Source organism: Klebsiella sp. 1SOBk10mer (genome assembly GCF_046602535.1).
In the GTDB taxonomy this organism is placed as follows: Bacteria; Pseudomonadota; Gammaproteobacteria; order Enterobacterales; family Enterobacteriaceae; genus Klebsiella; species Klebsiella quasipneumoniae.
The window spans coordinates 227,954-246,807 of record NZ_JBKIUP010000001.1 but is presented as its reverse complement, the minus strand read 5'-3'; the positions used below and the strand labels follow the sequence as shown (position 1 = coordinate 246,807).

General features: G+C 58.1%; 16 protein-coding genes. 1 reads left to right on the top strand and 15 read right to left on the bottom strand.

Annotation, left to right across the window (positions count from 1 at the left end; genetic code table 11):
- Positions 1 to 34: 34 nt before the first annotated feature.
- Positions 35 to 496, bottom strand: coding sequence for a GNAT family N-acetyltransferase (locus ACLH1I_RS01175; RefSeq protein WP_017899278.1), 462 nt, complete (start codon positions 494 to 496; stop codon positions 35 to 37).
- Between the two features lie 57 nt (positions 497 to 553).
- On the opposite strand from ACLH1I_RS01175, the gene rnz reads away from it, so the two are divergent.
- Positions 554 to 1,474 (top strand): ribonuclease Z, encoded by a 921-nt coding sequence (rnz, locus tag ACLH1I_RS01170; protein ID WP_004201736.1) that lies wholly within the window; start codon positions 554 to 556, stop codon positions 1,472 to 1,474.
- Positions 1,475 to 1,530: 56 nt separating this feature from the next.
- On the opposite strand, the gene nuoN is transcribed toward rnz, so the two are convergent.
- The 14 genes from nuoN to ACLH1I_RS01100 all read right to left on the bottom strand — a co-directional run bounded on the left by nuoN (position 1,531) and on the right by ACLH1I_RS01100 (position 18,262).
- Positions 1,531 to 2,988: an NADH-quinone oxidoreductase subunit NuoN gene (gene nuoN / locus ACLH1I_RS01165; protein ID WP_151628819.1), complete on the bottom strand. Its 1,458-nt coding sequence runs from the start codon at positions 2,986 to 2,988 to the stop codon at positions 1,531 to 1,533.
- Positions 2,989 to 2,994: 6 nt separating this feature from the next.
- The gene (gene nuoM / locus ACLH1I_RS01160) at positions 2,995 to 4,524 is read right to left on the bottom strand and encodes an NADH-quinone oxidoreductase subunit M (RefSeq protein ID WP_004201738.1); all 1,530 of its coding nucleotides are present in this window, start codon (positions 4,522 to 4,524) and stop codon (positions 2,995 to 2,997) included.
- Positions 4,525 to 4,822: 298 nt separating this feature from the next.
- Positions 4,823 to 6,664 carry an NADH-quinone oxidoreductase subunit L gene (nuoL, locus tag ACLH1I_RS01155; protein ID WP_004201740.1) on the bottom strand — a complete coding sequence of 614 codons (1,842 nt, stop codon included), beginning with the start codon at positions 6,662 to 6,664 and terminating at the stop codon, positions 4,823 to 4,825.
- Positions 6,661 to 6,963, bottom strand: coding sequence for an NADH-quinone oxidoreductase subunit NuoK (gene nuoK / locus ACLH1I_RS01150; RefSeq protein ID WP_002913148.1), 303 nt, complete (start codon positions 6,961 to 6,963; stop codon positions 6,661 to 6,663). The genes nuoL and nuoK overlap by 4 nt, the downstream gene beginning before the upstream one ends.
- Complete coding sequence (gene nuoJ / locus ACLH1I_RS01145; RefSeq protein WP_004201743.1) at positions 6,960 to 7,514, bottom strand: NADH-quinone oxidoreductase subunit J; 555 nt, start codon at positions 7,512 to 7,514, stop codon at positions 6,960 to 6,962. Before nuoJ ends, nuoK begins: the two co-directional genes overlap by 4 nt.
- 10 nt (positions 7,515 to 7,524) lie before the next feature.
- Positions 7,525 to 8,067, bottom strand: a complete 543-nt coding sequence (gene nuoI / locus ACLH1I_RS01140) for an NADH-quinone oxidoreductase subunit NuoI (RefSeq protein ID WP_002913152.1) — start codon at positions 8,065 to 8,067, stop codon at positions 7,525 to 7,527.
- Positions 8,068 to 8,081: 14 nt separating this feature from the next.
- A complete protein-coding gene (gene nuoH, locus ACLH1I_RS01135; RefSeq protein ID WP_002913156.1) occupies positions 8,082 to 9,059 on the bottom strand; it encodes an NADH-quinone oxidoreductase subunit NuoH in 978 nt (325 codons plus the stop codon).
- Positions 9,056 to 11,782 (bottom strand): NADH-quinone oxidoreductase subunit NuoG, encoded by a 2,727-nt coding sequence (gene nuoG / locus ACLH1I_RS01130; RefSeq protein WP_151628821.1) that lies wholly within the window; start codon positions 11,780 to 11,782, stop codon positions 9,056 to 9,058. The genes nuoH and nuoG overlap by 4 nt, the downstream gene beginning before the upstream one ends.
- 33 nt (positions 11,783 to 11,815) lie before the next feature.
- Positions 11,816 to 13,153, bottom strand: coding sequence for an NADH-quinone oxidoreductase subunit NuoF (gene nuoF / locus ACLH1I_RS01125; protein ID WP_002913158.1), 1,338 nt, complete (start codon positions 13,151 to 13,153; stop codon positions 11,816 to 11,818).
- Entirely contained in the window at positions 13,150 to 13,650 is a 501-nt protein-coding gene (gene nuoE / locus ACLH1I_RS01120) for an NADH-quinone oxidoreductase subunit NuoE (RefSeq protein WP_002913160.1), read from the bottom strand. The genes nuoF and nuoE overlap by 4 nt, the downstream gene beginning before the upstream one ends.
- A 2-nt stretch (positions 13,651 to 13,652) precedes the next feature.
- Positions 13,653 to 15,461, bottom strand: a complete 1,809-nt coding sequence (gene nuoC / locus ACLH1I_RS01115; RefSeq protein ID WP_151628823.1) for an NADH-quinone oxidoreductase subunit C/D — start codon at positions 15,459 to 15,461, stop codon at positions 13,653 to 13,655.
- Between the two features lie 87 nt (positions 15,462 to 15,548).
- Positions 15,549 to 16,223: an NADH-quinone oxidoreductase subunit NuoB gene (gene nuoB, locus ACLH1I_RS01110; RefSeq protein ID WP_002913178.1), complete on the bottom strand. Its 675-nt coding sequence runs from the start codon at positions 16,221 to 16,223 to the stop codon at positions 15,549 to 15,551.
- A gap of 15 nt (positions 16,224 to 16,238) precedes the next feature.
- Positions 16,239 to 16,685 (bottom strand): NADH-quinone oxidoreductase subunit NuoA, encoded by a 447-nt coding sequence (nuoA, locus tag ACLH1I_RS01105; RefSeq protein WP_002913181.1) that lies wholly within the window; start codon positions 16,683 to 16,685, stop codon positions 16,239 to 16,241.
- A gap of 650 nt (positions 16,686 to 17,335) precedes the next feature.
- Positions 17,336 to 18,262 carry a LysR family transcriptional regulator gene (locus ACLH1I_RS01100; protein WP_004201747.1) on the bottom strand — a complete coding sequence of 309 codons (927 nt, stop codon included), beginning with the start codon at positions 18,260 to 18,262 and terminating at the stop codon, positions 17,336 to 17,338.
- Positions 18,263 to 18,854: the final 592 nt, after the last annotated feature.

The window sequence follows — 18,854 nt, the reverse complement described above, 5'->3', positions numbered from 1 at the left end:
CCCGGAACAGGGTTGGTATGTGAGTGTTAAGGGGTCAAACAGCGCGGCTTTCCCGCGCCATGCCGATGTGCGGAATGCCATCCTCATCATAGACCTCAGTCACCGGCGTAAAACCGAAGTGGGCGTAAAAAGTTTGCAGGTGCGCCTGCGCCCCAAGGTAAATCGACTTTTGCGGCCAGTGCCGCTGACAGCTGGCCAGCGCCTGCGCCATCAGCTGATGGCCAAGCTTTTCGCCGCGCGCGGCGGGGCTGACGATAACCCGGCCAATCACCACCGGATCGTACATCTCTTCGCTTTTAAGGATCCGCGCATAAGCCACCAGTTCGCCATCGCGCCAGCCGAGCAGATGGCGATTTTCCCCAACCAAATCATCGCCGTCGACATCCTGATAAGCGCACTGCTGCTCCACGACAAAGACTTCGCTGCGCAGCTTCAGTAGCGCATACAGCTGGGGAACGGTGAGTTCACTATGATGGAGATCCTGCCAGGTCATCATCTGCTGCTCCTTATTGATATACTGATGTTTTGCGACTCGCCCTGAGGACACTGGACGATGGAATTAACTTTTTTGGGGACATCCGCCGGGGTGCCGACCCGCACGCGTAATATGACGTCGATAATACTCAATTTGCAACAGCCAACCCGCGCCGAAATGTGGTTGTTTGACTGCGGCGAAGGGACCCAGCATCAGTTTCTGCATACGCCCCATCATCCTGGCAAACTGAATAAGATCTTTATTACCCATTTGCACGGCGACCATCTGTTCGGCCTGCCCGGGCTGCTGTGCAGCCGCTCGATGCAGGGGAATTCGCTGCCGCTGACGGTCTACGGACCAACAGGAATAAAAGAATTCATTGACACCGCGCTGCGCCTCAGCGGCTCGTGGACCGACTATCCTCTGACCATCATCGAAGTCGGCCCCGGTCTGGTGTTCGACGAAGAGGGCTATCGGGTCACCGCGTTCCCGCTTAGCCATCCGGTTGAGTGCTACGGGTATCGCATTGAGCAACACGACAAGCCCGGCGCCCTCGACGCCGCCCAGCTGATTGCCGACGGCGTGCCTCCCGGGCCGCTGTTTCACCGCCTTAAGCGCGGTGAACAGGTGACGCTGGCGGATGGCCGGGTGATCGACGGCAGCCGCTACCTGGGGCCCGCCACGCCGGGTAAAACGCTGGCCATCTTTGGCGATACCGCTCCCTGCCCGCAGGCGCTGGAGATGGCGCGCGGCGCGGATGTGATGGTCCACGAGACCACCCTGGAGCAGGCGATGGCGGAGAAAGCCAATAGTCGCGGCCACTCCTCCAGTCAGCAGACCGCGACGCTGGCTAAAGAGGCAGGCGTCGGCACGCTTATCGCCACCCACTTTAGCTCACGCTACGATGCCGAGGGCTGCCTGCGGATGCTGGCGGAATGCCGGGAGATTTTCCCGGACACCCTGCTGGCGGAAGACTTTATGGTTTACACGGTGGCGTAACATTCCGGGCATAAAAAAACCGCCATTCCGGCGGTTTTTTTATTGAGTCAATCCACTTACATCAGCGGCGTCGACAGCTGCACGATGCTAATCAGCGGCTGCGGCCAGATACCGAGCACCAGCACCAGCAGGGCAGAGATCAGCACCACGATACCGCCAGCGCTGTACTGCCAGTTCGACGGCGCATCACGGTTCAGCTGCTCCGGCGCGCTCAGGTACAGGCTCACCGCCACGCGCAGGTAGTAGTAGAGACCGATCGCCGAGCCGACAACCACCGCGGCAACCAGCCACCACAGATGGGCGTGAACACCGACGGCCAGCACGTAGAACTTACCGATAAAGCCGAGAGTCATTGGGATACCGGCCAGGGAGAGCATCATCACCGTCATCACCGCCGACAGGATCGGACGGTGCCAGAACAGACCGCGGTAGGAGAACAGCGAGTCCGCGTCCGGGCCACGGTATGGGCTGGACATCAGGCTGACCACGCCGAACGCGCCGAGGCTGCTGAACAGGTAGCCGGCCAGGTAGACGCCAACGGCTTCCATCGACATTTCGCCGCTTTGCAGGGCGATCAGCGCCACCAGCAGATAGCCGAGGTGGGAGATAGAAGAATAACCGAGCAGACGTTTGATATTGGTCTGGCTCAGCGCCATCAGGTTACCGAAGATGATAGAGGCGAAGGCGATCAGCCCCAGCACCACGCGCACCGCTTCGCTGTTGCCCACCGGCATGTACAGGAACAGACGCATCACCACGCCGAAGATGGCGATCTTGCTGGCGGTCGCCAGGAAGGTGGAGACCGGCGCAGGCGCCCCCTGGTAAACGTCCGGCGTCCACAGGTGGAACGGCACCAGCGACAGCTTAAAGCCAAGACCGACGATCATCAGGCCGAGACCCGCCAGCAGCAGCGGCTCGTGCAGCGTGTTGTCCGCCAGGCTCTTGCCCAGCGCAAGGAAGGACAGGTTGCCGGAGTTCGCATACACCAGCGCCATACCGAACAGCAGGAAAGAGGAGGCTGCCGCGGAGAGGATGGTGTATTTGATGCTCGCTTCCAGCGAACGCTTCTGGCGGAAGGCGTAGCCGACCAGGCCGAACAGCGGCAGCGAGATTAACTCAATGCCGAGGAACAGCGCCGCCAGATGATTCGCACCGGCCAGCAGAATGCCGCCCAGGGCGGCGATCAGCACCAGCAGGTAGAACTCTTCTTTGTTGTCCTTGTAACCCTCAAGCCACGGATAGGCGAAAGTACAGGTGGCGAGACTCGCCAGCAGCACCAGCCCAGTGTAGAGCATCGCGTAGCCGTCAACGCGGATCAGCGGCGTGACGTCCATTGCCCCATTCTGGCCGACGAACCAGAGCGAGACCAGCGCGGCATTAAGCCCGAGAACCGACAGCGTGGCATTGAGAAAATGATTGCGTCGCCACGCAATGGAGAGCATCACAACCACCACCGTCAAGCCGACGATCAGCAGCGGTAGCAGTGCGATCAGTTGTTGTGGAGTTATTGTCATGGCGAATTACGGCCTTGTAGTAGAAACAGAATTAACAAACCACTGCTGAATGTTGCTCATCGCAGCATGCGAGGTGTCGAGGATCGGCTGTGGGAAGAAGCCCAACAGCACCAGCAGCACCACCAGCAGCAGGATGATAGACAGTTCACGCAGGGACATCCCCGGCAGCGCTTTCGCCGCGATTTCGCTTTTCGCTTTACCGAAGTAAGCGCGATGCAGCATCGACAGCGAGTAAACGGACGCGAATACCAGACCAAAGGTCGAGATCACGGTGATCACCGGCACCACTTTATAGCTGCCGAACAGGATCATAAATTCGCCGACGAAGTTACCGGTGCCCGGCATCCCCAGGGTGGCGACGGCGAAGAACATCGACATCGCCGGCAGCCATTTGATTTTGCTCCACAGACCGCCCATCTGACGCATGTCACGGGTATGTAGACGTTCGTACAGCTGGCCGCAGAGAATAAACAGACCCGCCGCGGAGAGACCGTGAGCAATCATCTGGATCACCGCCCCCTGATACGCCAGCTGGCTGCCGGTGTAGATAGCAATCAGCACGAAGCCCATGTGGGACACGGAGGTGTAGGCGATGAGACGTTTGATATCAGTCTGGGCAAAGGCCATCCACGCGCCGTAGAAGATCCCGATCACGCCCAGCCACATGGCGATAGGCGCAAACTCGGCGGAGGCGTTCGGGAACAGCGGCAGCGCAAAGCGCAGCAGACCGTAGGCCGCAGTTTTCAGCAGGATCCCCGCAAGGTCGACGGAACCGGCGGTCGGCGCCTGGGAGTGGGCGTCCGGCAGCCAGCCGTGCAGCGGCACCACCGGCATTTTCACCGCGAAGGCGATGAAGAAGCCGAGCATCAGCAGATATTCCACGCCGTGGGACATCGGGGTTTTCAGTAGCTCTTCATAGTTGAAAGTCCACACGCCGGTGGCGTTGAAGTGGACGAATGCCAGCGCCAGAATGGCAATCAGCATCACCAGGCCGCTCGCCTGGGTATAGATGAAGAACTTGGTGGCCGCCGTGATACGCGTTTTACCATCAGAGGCTTTGTGGCCCCACAGCGCGATCAGGAAGTACATCGGCACCAACATCATTTCCCAGAAGAAGAAGAACAGGAACATGTCGATGGCGAGGAACACGCCGATGACGCCGCCCAGGATCCACATCAGGTTGAGGTGGAAGAAGCCCTGGTATTTTTCGATTTCGCGCCAGGAACAGAGCACCGCCAGCACGCCGAGCAGGCCGGTCAGCACTACCATCAGCAGCGACAGGCCGTCGATCGCCAGATGAATGCTAATGCCGAAGCGTGGGATCCACGGCAGCACGAACTCAGACTGCCACTGCGGAATACCCGCGGATTGCGTCAGAGAATAGCCGCCCTGCATCCACAGCTGCAGGCCAAGCACCAGCGTCAGTCCCATGGTAATCAGCGCGATCCAGCGCGGCACTTTCACGCCAAAGCGTTCGGTCTGCCAGCACAGGAAGCCGCCGATAAAGGGGATTAATATCAACCAAGGCAATAACATGGTGATTTTTATTCCTTATTTAAGTCCGGTTCAGGCTATCTTACTCGTCATAACGAACTCCGGCTGTGCTCACAATCCTCACGTACTTTAGTACGCTCCGATTGCCCCGCGCAGGCGGCGTCCACTTTGACTTCGCCGATAACGCCTGTCCTTTACGACCTGATTTTCAACGAATTCTCACAGAAAATTCACTTCGGTTTGAGGCTTGTTTTGTCGGGTGGCGCTAACGCTTACCCGACCTACGCTCCCGTAGGCCCGGCAAGCACCGCGCCGCCGGGCAACACAATCGTTCTCAAACTCAACGCAATACCATCAGCAGCGCCAGCACCACCACCGCGCCAATGCTCATTGACGCCACATACCAGCGCAGATAGCCGTTCTCGCTCACCAGCAGGCCTTTACCTGCGAAGCGGGAGAGGAGCGCCGGGATGTTCATCAACGAGTTCAGCGGATCGCTCTTCAGCAGCCAGGCAATGCCGAGGAATGGCTTAACGAATACTTTGTCGTATAACCAGTCGAAGCCCCAGGCATGGAACCACCAGGTACCGAAGAAGCGGCCAGGCGCGCTGTTGGCGATAGAGGTCACCAGGGTGCGTTTGCCCAGCCACAACCATGCGGCGATCAGGATGCCGGCAATAGCGATGATCCCGGAGGCAATCTCCAGCGTCATCACGCTGCCGTGCGCCAGTTCAGTGGTCTGCGGTAAGACGCCTTCCAGCGGCGGCACGATCAGCGCGCCAACGAAGGTGGACAGCACCAGCAGCACAATCAGCGGCAGATGATGGGTGATCCCCTTCCCTGCGTGCGCGTGAATTTGCTCTTTACCGTGGAACACAATGAAAATCATGCGGAAGGTGTACAGCGAGGTCATAAAGGCGCCGACCAGGCCCGCCACCATCAGGTTGATATGGCCGTTGGCCATCGCCCCCGCCAGAATCTCATCCTTACTGAAGAAGCCTGCGGTAATGAGCGGCAGAGCGGACAGCGCCGCGCCCCCCACCAGGAAGCAGACGTACACCAGCGGAATAGATTTGCGCAGGCCGCCCATCTTGAAGATGTTCTGTTCGTGATGGCAGGCGAGAATCACCGAACCAGACGACAGGAACAGCAGCGCTTTAAAGAACGCGTGAGTCATCAGATGGAAAATCGCCGCGTCCCATGCCTGCACGCCCAGCGCGAGGAACATGTAGCCAATCTGGCTCATGGTGGAGTAAGCGAGAACGCGTTTAATGTCGGTCTGCACCAGCGCGGCGAAGCCCGCCAGCACCAGGGTAACCGCCCCGACGATCCCGACCAGATGCAGCACTTCCGGCGTCATCAGGAACAGACCGTGGGTACGGGCGATCAGGTAGACGCCCGCGGTGACCATGGTCGCGGCGTGGATCAGCGCGGAAACCGGCGTCGGACCCGCCATCGCATCGGCAAGCCACGTTTGCAGCGGCAGCTGGGCGGATTTACCGACCGCGCCGCCGAGCAGCATCAGCGTCGCCCACTGCAGCGTGGTGCTGCCGTTAGCAAAGTGCTGCGGCGCCAGCTCAACCATTTCGCGGAAGTTGAGGGTACCCAGTTCGTTGTAGAGGATGAACAGCGCGAAGGCGAGGAACACGTCGCCGACGCGAGTCACCACAAACGCTTTCATCGCTGCGGCGCCGTTCTTCGGATCGGTGTAGTAGAAGCCGATCAGCAGGTAAGAGCAGAGACCCACCCCTTCCCAACCCAGGTACATCAGCAGCAGGTTGTCGGCCAGTACCAGAACCACCATGCTGGCGATAAACAGGTTGGTGTAGGCGAAGAAGCGGGAGTAGCCCTCTTCACCGCGCATATACCAGGAGGCGAACATGTGGATCAGGAAGCCGACGCCGGTCACCACGGAGAGCATGGTCAGCGACAGGCCGTCCAGCACCAGGTTGAAGCCGATGTTGAAATCCCCTACCGACATCCAGGTCCACAGCGGCACGCTGACCGCCTGTTTGCCGTTAGCGAAAAAGTCGACGCCGACATAGGCGGTGACCAGCGCCGCCAGGCCTACCGAGCCCATGCCAACGGTGGCGGAAAGGTTTTCCGACCAGCGCCCGCGGGAGAAGGCCAGCAGCACAAAGCCAATCAATGGCAAAAGAATGGTTAAGGCAAGCATGTTCATCCACGCAACTCACTTACTGAATCGATGTTCAGGTTCTGGCGGCGACGATGGAGCTGCAGCAGCAGCGCCAGACCGATACTCGCTTCCGCAGCCGCAAGGCTGATGGCGAGGATATACATAATCTGACCATCTGCCTGGCCCCAGTAGCTGCCCGCCACCACAAAGGCCAGCGCGGCGGCGTTAATCATGATTTCCAGGCTGATCAACATAAACAGCAGATTGCGGCGGATCACCAGCCCCGTCAGACCAAGCACAAACAGGATGGCCGCGAGGATCAGTCCATGTGTTAAGGGGATCATGCGTGTTCCTCCGTTTTTCTTTTGTCGCTGTCGTTCACGCGGTTGCTCAGCACCTCGCCGGCGCGCTCTTCGCGACCGATGTGGAAGGCGACCACCAGGCCCGCCAGCAGCAGCATGGAGGCCAGCTCCACCGCCAGGACGTACGGCCCAAACAGCGCAATACCCACTTCTTTAGCGTTGATTGCCGCGCCGTCGATACCCTGGTCGTTAATCCCCAGAATGGCGTAAACGATAACCACCAGCAGCACTGCGGAGAGGATGGCCGGGCCAATCCAGATCCCCGGCTGCAGCCATTTGCGTTCCTGTTCGATTTCGCTGCCGCCCAGGTTGAGCATCATCACCACGAAGACGAACAGCACCATAATGGCCCCAGCGTAGACGATAATCTCCAGCGCCCCGGCGAAGTACGCGCCCAGCGAGAAGAACACCCCGGCAATCGCTAACAGCGAAATGATCAGGTACAGCAGCGCATGCACCGGATTGGTGTGGGTGACGACCCGCAAGGTTGCGAGGATGGCGATCAGGCCACAGATATAAAAAGCGAATTCCATTGCCCTCTCCTTACGGTAACAGGCTCTTGACGTCGATCGGCTTAGCTTCGTTTTCCGCTTCGCCCTTATCTTTGCCGTCGATTGCCATACCCGCCATCCGGTAGAAGTTATATTCCGGGTATTTGCCCGGACCGGAAATCAGCAGATCCTCTTTTTCGTACACCAGATCCTGACGTTTGTATTCACCCAGCTCGAAGTCAGGGGTCAACTGGATCGCCGTGGTCGGGCACGCTTCTTCGCACAGACCGCAGAAGATGCAGCGTGAGAAGTTGATGCGGAAGAACTCAGGGTACCAGCGGCCGTCTACCGTCTCTGCTTTCTGCAGCGAAATACAGCCCACCGGGCAGGCTACCGCACACAGGTTACAGGCGACGCAGCGCTCTGCACCGTCCGGATCGCGCGTCAGCACGATGCGGCCGCGATAACGCGGCGGCAAATAGACCGGCTCTTCCGGGTACATCCGGGTTTCACGTTTGGCGAAGGCATGCAGGCCAATCATCCAGATACTCCGGACCTGGGTGCCGAACCCCACCAATAATTCTTTTAAGGTCATGTTCAATTCACCCCTTATTGCGCCTGCCAGAGAATGACAGCCGCCGTTACCAACAAGTTGACCAGCGTTAACGGCAGGCATACCTTCCAGCCAAAGGACATTACCTGGTCATAGCGCGGACGCGGTAATGATGCGCGGATCAAAATGAACATCATCATGAAGAACGCGGTTTTCAGCGCGAACCAGATGAAAGGAGGTAACCACGGGCCATTCCAGCCGCCGAAGAACAGCGTGACGATCAGCGCTGAAACGGTGACGATACCGATGTATTCACCCACGAAGAACAGACCGAACTTCATGCCGGAGTATTCAATGTGGTAACCATCGGCCAGCTCCTGCTCCGCTTCCGGCTGGTCGAACGGGTGACGGTGACACACCGCCACGCCGGCGATGGCGAACGTCACGAAGCCGAAGAACTGCGGGATAACGTTCCACAGATGCGCCTGGTTGTTGACGATATCGGTCATATTGAATGACCCCGCCTGCGCCACCACGCCCATCAGGGAGAGGCCGAGGAACACTTCGTAGCTTAGGGTCTGCGCGGAAGCACGCATCGCCCCCAGCAGGGAGTATTTGTTGTTGCTCGACCAACCGGCGAACAGCACCGCGTAAACCGCCAGGCCTGCCATCATCAGGAAGAACAGGATCCCGATGTTCAGGTCAGCCACCACCCACGTCGGGCTGACCGGCACGATAGCGAAGGCCAGCAGCAGCGAGGTAAAGGCGATAACCGGCGCCAGAGTAAAGATCACGCGATCGGAAAAGCGCGGGATCCAGTCCTCTTTAAAGAACATCTTGATCATGTCGGCGACCAGCTGCAGCGAACCGCCCCAGCCCACCCGGTTTGGCCCGTAGCGGTTCTGGAACAGACCGAGCAGACGACGCTCGCCGAAGCTCATGAACGCGCCGCAGGTGACCACCACCAGCAGAATGACCACGGCCTTCAGGATGCTTAACAGAATGTCGATAAGATCCGGCGTTAACCAGCTCATGCTTTCGCCTCCTGCAGTGAATCAATACGCGATCCGGTCAGTACCGGCGCAATGCCCGGCATGCCCATCGGTAAGCCAACCTGCCCTGCGGTCAGACCTTCAGAGATAACCAGCGGCAGACGCAGGGTCTGGCCTTCCACGCTAAAGGAGAGCATCGCCCCGGCGTTGACGCCAAGCTTCGCGGCATCCGCCGGGTTCAGCTTGATGTACGGCTCAGGCATCCGGCTCTGGAACACCGGCGCGCGCTGTGACAGCTCATCGCTGCCAAACAGGTGATAGTAAGGTGCGATACGCCATTTCCCCTCTTCCGCCTGGAAGCTGGCCGGCACCGCCGTGAAGTATTCCAGCCCGCTGGCGGAAGCTTCAAACAGGCGGACGCCCGGATCGCCATGGCGCAGTTTCCCGCCCACTTCATCCTGGAACTTGTTCCATGCCTGCGGGGAGTTCCAGCCCGGCGCCCAGGCGAACGGGATCTGCGAACGCGGGGCAGACGGCTGGTTGTTCCCTTCCATGGAGAAGGCGAACATCGTGTCTTTATCCTGCGGCTGACGCGGCTCGTGGACGCTGATGTTAGCGCGCATCGCCGTGCGGCCGCTGTAGCGGTGCGGTTCACGCGCCAGTTTCTGCCCACGAATGCGGAAGGTCGCATCCGGCGCGGCATCTTTTATGCCCGCCAGCTGCGGCAGTGCGGCAATCGCGGCATCGATAACGTGGTCCAGCTGCGTCCAGTCAACCTGACGGTTGTTAACGGTGCTGTGCAGAGAATGCAGCCAGCGCCAGCTTTCCAGCATCACGGTTTTCGCGTCGTAGTAGGCCGGGTCGTAGACCTGGAAGAAACGCTGGGCGCGGCCTTCGTTGTTCACCACGGTACCGTCGCTTTCCGCAAAGCTTGCCGCGGAGAGCACCAGGTGCGCTTTGTCCATAATCGCCGTGCGCTGATGGTCAACCACCATCACCAGCGGCGCTTTGGAGAGCGCTGCGTCGACGCGGGCGGCGGAAGCATGACGGTGAAGGTCGTTTTCCAGCACGATAACTGCGTCTGCGGCACCGCTTTCCAGTTCGTCGAGCGCCTCCTCAAGCGAGCCGCCGCCGATCATACCCAGACCGACGCTGTTCACCGCGCGGGCAACCATGGTCACGCCGACGTCGGCGCCACGGCCTTTCAGGGCTTTCGCCACGTTAGCGGCGGCCTGGATGATCTCCATGCTGCCGGCGTTGGTCCCGGAAATAATCAGTGGTTTTTTCGCCCCGGCCAGCGCCTGGACGATGACATCGACTTTACCCTGCAGTTCGCGGCTCAGGCCGTCAACCGCCGGCGCGCTGTCGTCCAGCGCATGGGCGATGGCGAAGCCGAGACGCGCCTGATCTTCTACCGGCGCGCGGTAGGTCCACGCGGCGATGTCATCCAGGCGGGTGTCATCGATGTTGGTGACGAATAGCGGGTGCTTGGCGCGCTGGCCGATGTTGAGGATCGCCGCAATCTGCCAGTCGGCCACTTTCTGTGCCGCCGCCATTTCGCGTGCTTTCCCTTTCACCGCCTGACGCACCGCCAGCGCGACGCGCGCGCCGGTCTGGGTAATGTCTTCGCCCAGCACCAGTACCGCGTCGTAGGATTCGATATCGCGCAGGCTTGGGGTGTGGATCCCACCTTCGCGCAGCACTTTCAGCATCATCTGCAGGCGCGCTTGTTCGCCTTTGGCGATGCCGGTATAGAAGTTGTCGGCACCCACCAGCTCGCGCAGCGCGAAGTTGCTTTCAATGCTGGCGCGCGGGGAGCCGATGCCGATCACTTTCTTCGACTGGCGCAGGATATCCGCCGCCCCCTGCATCGCCTGTTCGGCGTTGAGCGCGATCAGATCGTCGCCGCGGCGCTGAACCGGCTGACGCGGACGATCTTTGAGGTTTACGTAGCCATAGCCGAAACGACCGCGATCGCAGAGGAAGTAGCGGTTAACGGTACCGTTATAGCGGTTTTCGATACGACGCAGCTCGCCATAGCGTTCGCCCGGGCTGATGTTGCAGCCAATGGAACACTGCTGGCAGATGCTCGGCGCAAACTGCATGTCCCACTTACGGTTATAACGCTCAGAGTGCGTTTTATCAGTGAAGACGCCGGTCGGGCAGACTTCCACCAGGTTGCCGGAGAATTCGCTTTCCAGGGTGCCATCTTCCGGGCGGCCGAAGTAGACGTTGTCGTGGGCGCCATAGACGCCCAGATCGGTGCCGTCGGCATAATCTTTGTAGTAGCGCACGCAGCGGTAGCAGGCGATGCAGCGGTTCATTTCGTGAGAAATAAACGGCCCCAGATCCTGGTTGCGGTGGGTACGCTTGGTAAAACGATAGCGGCGGAAGCTATGGCCGGTCATCACCGTCATATCCTGCAGGTGGCAGTTGCCGCCCTCTTCGCAGACCGGGCAGTCGTGCGGGTGGTTGGTCATCAGCCACTCCACCACGCTTTCGCGGAACTGCTTCGCTTCGCCGTCGTCGATAGAAATAAAGGTGCCGTCGGATGCCGGAGTCATACAGGACATCACCAGGCGACCACGCGTGTCTTCCGCGTTCTGATATTGCTTCACCGCACACTGGCGGCAAGCACCGACGCTCCCTAGCGCCGGATGCCAGCAAAAGTAGGGAATATCAAGCCCAAGAGAGAGACAAGCCTCCAGCAGGTTGTCCGCTCCGTTGACCTCGTATTCTTTGCCGTCTACATGAATCGTAGCCATTAGCGTGCTTCCAAAAATAAAAAAACCTTTAGATTACCAGCGCGTCTTAAGCAGGTTCGGCTGAATCCCGTTGATTGCATGGGTATTGCTGAACTGCTGCTTAATGCCAGCCTCGAATTCTTCGCGGAAATATTTAATCGCGCTCTGCAGCGGCTCAACCGCGCCCGGCGCGTGCGCGCAGAAGGTTTTCCCTGGGCCCAGGAATCGACACAGTTGCTCAAGCGTTTCGATATCGCCAGGCTGACCTTCGCCGCGCTCCAGGGCGCGCAGGATCTTCACGCTCCACGGCAGACCATCGCGGCACGGCGTACACCAGCCACAGGACTCGCGGGCAAAGAACTCTTCGAGGTTGCGCACCAGCGAGACCATGTTGATCTCGTGGTCAACGGCCATCGCCAGCGAGGTGCCCAGACGGCTGCCCGCTTTACCAATGCTTTCGAACTCCATCGGCAGATCGAGGTGCGCTTCGGTGAGGAAGTCGGTCCCTGCCCCACCCGGCTGCCAGGCTTTAAACTTCAGGCCATCGCGCATACCGCCGGCGTAATCTTCAAGGATCTCGCGGGCCGTGGTGCCGAACGGCAGCTCCCAGACGCCCGGGTTCTTCACGCGACCGGAGAAGCCCATCAGCTTGGTGCCGGCATCTTTACTGGTGGAGATGTTCTGGTACCACTCGACGCCGTTAGCCAGAATCGCCGGCACGTTGCACAGGGTTTCCACGTTGTTGACGCAGGTCGGCTTACCCCACACGCCGGAGCTCGCCGGGAACGGCGGCTTGGAGCGCGGGTTAGCGCGGCGGCCTTCCAGGGAGTTGATCAGCGCCGTCTCTTCGCCGCAGATATAGCGTCCTGCCCCGGTGTGGACAAACAGCTCGAAGTCAAAACCAGTGCCGAGGATATTTTTCCCCAGCAGGCCCGCCTCGGTGGCTTCGGCAATCGCGCGGCGCAGATGCTGGGCCGCTTCGATATACTCTCCGCGCAGGAAGATGTAGCCGCGATAAGCCTTCAGCGCAAAGGCGGAGATCAGCATGCCTTCCACCAGCAGGTGCGGGAGCTGCTCCATCAGCAGGCGGTCTTTATAGGTGCCCGGCTCCATCTCATCGGCGTTACACAGCAGGTAACGGATGTTCATGGATTCGTCTTTCGGCATCAGGCTCCACTTCAGACCGGTGGAGAAGCCCGCGCCGCCGCGCCCTTTCAGGCCAGCGTCTTTTACCGCCGTGACGATCTCGTCCGGCGCCATGCCGGTCAGCGCTTTTCGCGCCCCTTCATAGCCATTTTTGCTGCGATACTCGTCCAGCCAGACCGGCTGCTTGTCGTCGCGCAGGCGCCAGGTGAGCGGATGCGTTTCCGCAGTACGAATTACGGTTTTCATTTGTACTGCTCCAGCAGGTCAGGAATTGCCTCCGGCGTCAGATGGCTGTGAGTGTCCTCATCAATCATCATGGTCGGTCCCTTGTCGCAGTTGCCCAGGCAGCAGGTCGGCAGCAGGGTAAAGCGGCCATCAAAGGTGGTCTGCCCTGGCTTGATGTTCAGCTTCTTCTCGATGGCGGCCTGAATCCCCTGATAGCCGGTAATGTGACACACCACGCTGTCGCAGTAGCGGATCACGTGACGGCCAACCGGCTGGCGGAAAATTTGGCTATAGAACGTCGCCACGCCTTCGACGTCGCTGGCCGGGATGCCCAGCACATCGGCAATGGCGTAGATCGCGCCATCCGGCACCCAGCCGCGCTGTTTCTGAACGATTTTCAGCGCTTCGATGGACGCCGCACGCGGGTCTTCGTAGTGGTGCTTCTCGTGCTCAATAGCCTCACGCTCTGCCGCACTCAGCTCAAAAGCCTCGGTTTGTGGTTGTTGATTCTCGTGCATAATTAGCGGTCCACGTCTGACATAACAAAATCGATACTACCCAGATAGACGATCAGGTCGGATACCAGGCTGCCGCGGATCGCCGACGGGATCTGCTGCAGGTGCGCAAAGCTCGGCGTGCGGACGCGGGTACGGTAGCTCATGGTGCTGCCGTCGCTGGTCAGGTAGTAACTGTTAATCCCCTTGGTCGCCTCAATCATCTGGAAGGATTCGTTGGCCGGCATGACCGGGCCCCACGATACCTGCAGGAAGTGGGTGATCAGGGTTTCGATATGCTGCAGCGTGCGCTCTTTCGGCGGCGGCGTGGTCAGCGGGTGATCCGCTTTGAACGGCCCTTCCGGCATATTGTCGAGGCACTGCTGAAGAATGCGCAGGCTCTGGCGCAGCTCTTCGACTTTCAGCATCACGCGGGTGTAGCAGTCAGAAACGCCACCGCCGGTCGGGACTTCGAAGTCGAAATTTTCGTAGCCAGAATAAGGACGCCATTTACGCACGTCGAAGCCGATACCTGTGGCGCGCAGGCCTGCGCCGGTGGTGCCCCACTCCAGCGCCTCTTTGGCGGTATAGGCTGCCACGCCGACGGAACGGCCCTTCAGAATGGTGTTGCGCAGGGCGGCTTTTTCATAGGAGTCCAGACGCTTCGGCATCCACTCGAGGAACTCACGCAGCAGACGATCCCAGCCGCGCGGCAGATCGTGCGCGACGCCGCCGATGCGGAACCACGCCGGGTGCATACGGAAACCGGTGATCGCTTCCACCAGATCGTAGATTTTCTGCCGATCGGTAAAGGCAAAGAAGACCGGCGTCATCGCGCCGACGTCCTGAATAAAGGTTGAGATATACAGCAGGTGGCTGTTGATGCGGAACAGTTCGGAGAGCATCACGCGGATCACGTTGACGCGATCCGGCACGGTGATCCCGGCCAGTTTTTCTACGGCCAGCACGTACGGCATCTCGTTGACGCAGCCGCCAAGGTATTCGATACGGTCGGTGTACGGGATGTAGCTGTGCCAGGACTGGCGCTCGCCCATCTTCTCGGCGCCGCGGTGGTGGTAACCGATATCCGGCACGCAGTCGACGATCTCTTCGCCATCCAGCTGCAGAATAATGCGGAAGGCACCGTGCGCGGACGGGTGGTTCGGACCGAGGTTGAGGAACATGAAGTCCTCGTTGTCGGTGCCGCGTTTCATGCCCCACTCTTCCGGTTTGAAAGTCAGCGCTTCCATCTCCAGATCCTGTTTGGCTTTGGTCAGCTCAAACGGATCGAATTCGGTGGCGCGCGCCGGGTAGTCTTTACGCAGCGGGTGGCCTTCCCAGGTCGGCGGCATCATGATGCGACGCAGATTTGGGTGGCCATCGAAGGTAATACCAAACATTTCCCAGGTTTCACGCTCATACCAGTTGGCGTTGGGGAACAGTTTGGTGAAGGTTGGCAGATGCAGATCGTTTTCAGACAGCGCCACCTTGAGCATGATGTCGCGGTTGCGGTCGATGGAAATCAGGTGATAGAAAACGGAAAAATCCGCGGCGGGCAGGCCATCGCGGTGCGTGCGCAGACGTTCGTCCATACCGTGCAGGTCAAACAGCATCACGTAAGGCTTCGGCAATTTCTTCAGGAAATCACCCACCTCAAGCAGCTGCTCGCGCTTGACCCATACCACCGGTACGCCGGTGCGGGTTGGCTGAACGGTAAAGGCATCCGGCCCAAAGCGGTTGCGCAGTTCGCCGATCACCGGGTCATCAAGGTGATCGCGGGTTTGCCAGGCTGGTGCGGCGTCATGCGCGGTTAAATCGGTCATATGGTTCACCATTGCAAAAGGTCCGTGGTGACTGCCGGGCGAGACTTCGCGCTGTTGTAGATTGATTTGCGAAGTGTTTCTCCCGCCCGCAGGCGCAAATTAAATCTCGTCCGGCGTCCGCAGATTGGTCACTGCAATACGTTCGCCGCGTTTACGCTCGCGTTCCGACTGCATATTGGCGCGATAGACGCCCTGATCGCCAACCACCCATGAGAGCGGACGACGTTCTTTACCAATGGACTCCTGCAGCAGCATCAGCGCCTGCATATAGGCCTCCGGACGCGGCGGGCAGCCCGGGATGTACACATCGACCGGGATGAATTTATCCACGCCCTGGACGACGGAATAGATGTCGTACATGCCGCCGGAGTTCGCGCAGGCGCCCATGGAAATCACCCACTTCGGCTCCAGCATCTGATCATAGAGACGCTGAATCACCGGCGCCATTTTGGTGAAGCAGGTTCCGGCGACCACCATCAGGTCCGCCTGACGCGGAGAGGCGCGCAGAACTTCGGCCCCAAAGCGCGCAACGTCATGCACCGCAGTGAATGACGTCACCATTTCCACATAACAGCAAGAAAGGCCGAAGTTATACGGCCAAATTGAGTTCTTACGGCCCCAGTTCACCATGTCATGCAGCGCGTGTTCGAGTTTCCCCATATACACGCTTTTGTTGACTTCCTGCTCCAGGGGGTCGGTAACGATCTCCTGTTTCTGCAGGGGGTAACGGTCGTTCTCACCGTTAGGATCTATGCGGGTGAGCGTATAATCCATCTTATTGCCTCGCTTTTACTGCATATGACGGTTAGTGGGACTGTCTGTTTCCGGGTTAACCAGCGTGCGACGGGAACGCGCAGGCGTCCAGTCCAGTGCGCCGATGCGAACGAGATAAACCAGACCAGCCAGTAGCACTAAAATGAAAATTGCGGCTTCCACAAAGCCGACCCAACCGCTCTCGCGGATGGAGGTCGACCATGCGTAGAGATACAGGGCTTCCACGTCGAAGATAACGAAGAACATGGCAACCAGATAAAACTTCGCAGAAAGACGTAAGCGGGCCGAACCAACGGAGTCGATCCCCGATTCAAACGGCGTGTTTTTGCTACGCGCGCGCGCGCGACCGCCAAGGTACCAGCCGCCGACGAGCATCAGGCAGCACAGGCCGATAGCGATGATGAGAAATATAGCGAATGCCCAGTGATGAGCGATGACTTCAGTGGATGTTGACATACGCATTGCTTAACCAAAAAAGTGTAGCGCCAAAACCCTCTGCTCTTACTGGCAGATGAACGCCACAGCGTTTCACGGGAGGAATAAAAAATAACCGTGCAAAAAAGCGTCCCTGGAAGATGTGAGAAGCCCAGATGCCGTGGCTTTTTACCCCTTTCTTTAACCTTTTGTCAACTTTAACAAAAGTTTTCATAACATTAATTTACATTGGAATCTTTTCATTAACATTAAATGCCCTTTTATGCGAAATAACCTTGCATACTGTTCGGTTTTAGTGTTGTTGAATCGTGTCCGTTTCCGTCGTAAATCAAAAATCCCTGCTATTTTGACAGGATTTAGCCTCGATTCCTCCCCCCAAAGAGGGGTATTTTCTTGATCTGCGACACGGTTTTGTTAATTACCCCAGGAAATCGGCAACAATCCATCCGGTTTTTTAACATTAGCAGGAAGTGTTGAAAGTGCTGGGAAAAGTCGGCAAGGTGAGCGCCAGGTCACGCCAATATGCTGATTTTATTGCAAAGAAATAAAAAAAAGATTCAAAACATCAATAATAGTGCAAAAAAAAGAGCCACCAGACGGGAAACCCACCCTTGAGGCTCTTTTTGGGCACTTACATTCTGTTACCAGTTTTTGTGATCTTTGTTAGCAAAATAACCTCACAAAATGAAGGTGCTTCCTCCCTCTTCCGGAGTAAGTGCCGGCCCGGCGCGCCAGGGATCGCTCTCCTGGCTCAGAGACTGAAAAATCGCCTGCGGTAGTTCGCCCACCGTCTGCGGATTGCAGCTAACGACGTACCGGGTATCCGGCAGGACCGGCAGGCCATCGCTGATGCCGGCCACGCGCAAATCCGGGCTCATCATTTCGACCGGACGCGCGGTGACCCCCAGCCCGGCTTTCACCGCCGCTTTCACCCCGGAGAGCGACGAGGCGCCGTGGGCCAGATGCCAGGAGACGCGGGCAGCCTCCAGCGCGGCGATGATGTCCTCACGGAACGGGCCAGGCTCTTCGAGCAAGATGAGGGGGATCGATTCCCCTTTCGCCAGCACGTAGTCCGCTGCACAGTACCAGAGGGTAGGCGACGTTCTCAGCGTGAAAGCGGTAAAACCGGGAAGCTGATGGGTGGTTAATGCCAGATCGACCTCTCCCGCGCTCAGCATCGCCATGATGACGGCATGGGGATGGACTTTAATCTCCAGCGTCATTCTGGGATAGAAGCAGCCGATGCGGTTTAACAGAAACGGCAGGATAGTATCAGCGGTTTCTTCCGACGCGCCGATGGTCAGTCCCCCCTGCAGGCTGCCATACATCAGCGACATGCAGGCTTCATCGTTAAAGCGCAGGATTTTGCGGGCATAGCCCAGCAGCTGGATGCCCTGCTCGGTCAGCAGTTTATTGCGTCCGTGACGAGCGAAAAGCTCCTTGCCAACCAGTTGCTCCAGGCGTTGCATTTGCTGGCTGACCGCGGACTGGGTACGACACACTGCGGCGGCGGCGGCAGCGAAGGTGTTCAAATCAGCGACTGCTACAAAGGTGCGCAGCAGATCGAGATCGAGGTTGAGTATCGGACGTGTTGTATTAATCATCTTTCTTCACTTACAGGTGGCTAACGCTGACCTGCCTTGTTGATGCTTTACGCCAGGTTTCCGGCTATTCCCTGAGCCTCGTGCTCACCGTCTGATGGCGGATAAACAACTGGACGAACGTTATTACATGCCAAAGTACTCGTCTGAGCAAATGCGCAGAACACCGGAGTAATATATTGTTCGTATTTCTCATTATTATTTATTACCACGGCCAGCCAGGCGTCTTACGTCGCCCCGGAAAATCGCGCAGTAGTGGTGAGAAAGCCTCTCTTTCGCCGGACTTCTTTTTGGCGAACAACGAACAATAAAATCCTGTAATAACAATATATTAAATATCAATTCAGCCATAATTCATGCCGACTACCACTGATATTAACGGCGATATTCTAACCGATTCCCATCCTTTTTATAAGCCTTAATAAGGATTAACTGAGATAATTTTAAATTTTTTTCAACATTTTATATAAATTAACAAACCTCAGATTATTACCTGTCAAAAATAATAATAATGCGCTTACGCGCAGTTTTTTATTAAAATTATTTAACATCAAAATTACAAATCAACCGCTATGAGATTAAGAATAGCGTTTTC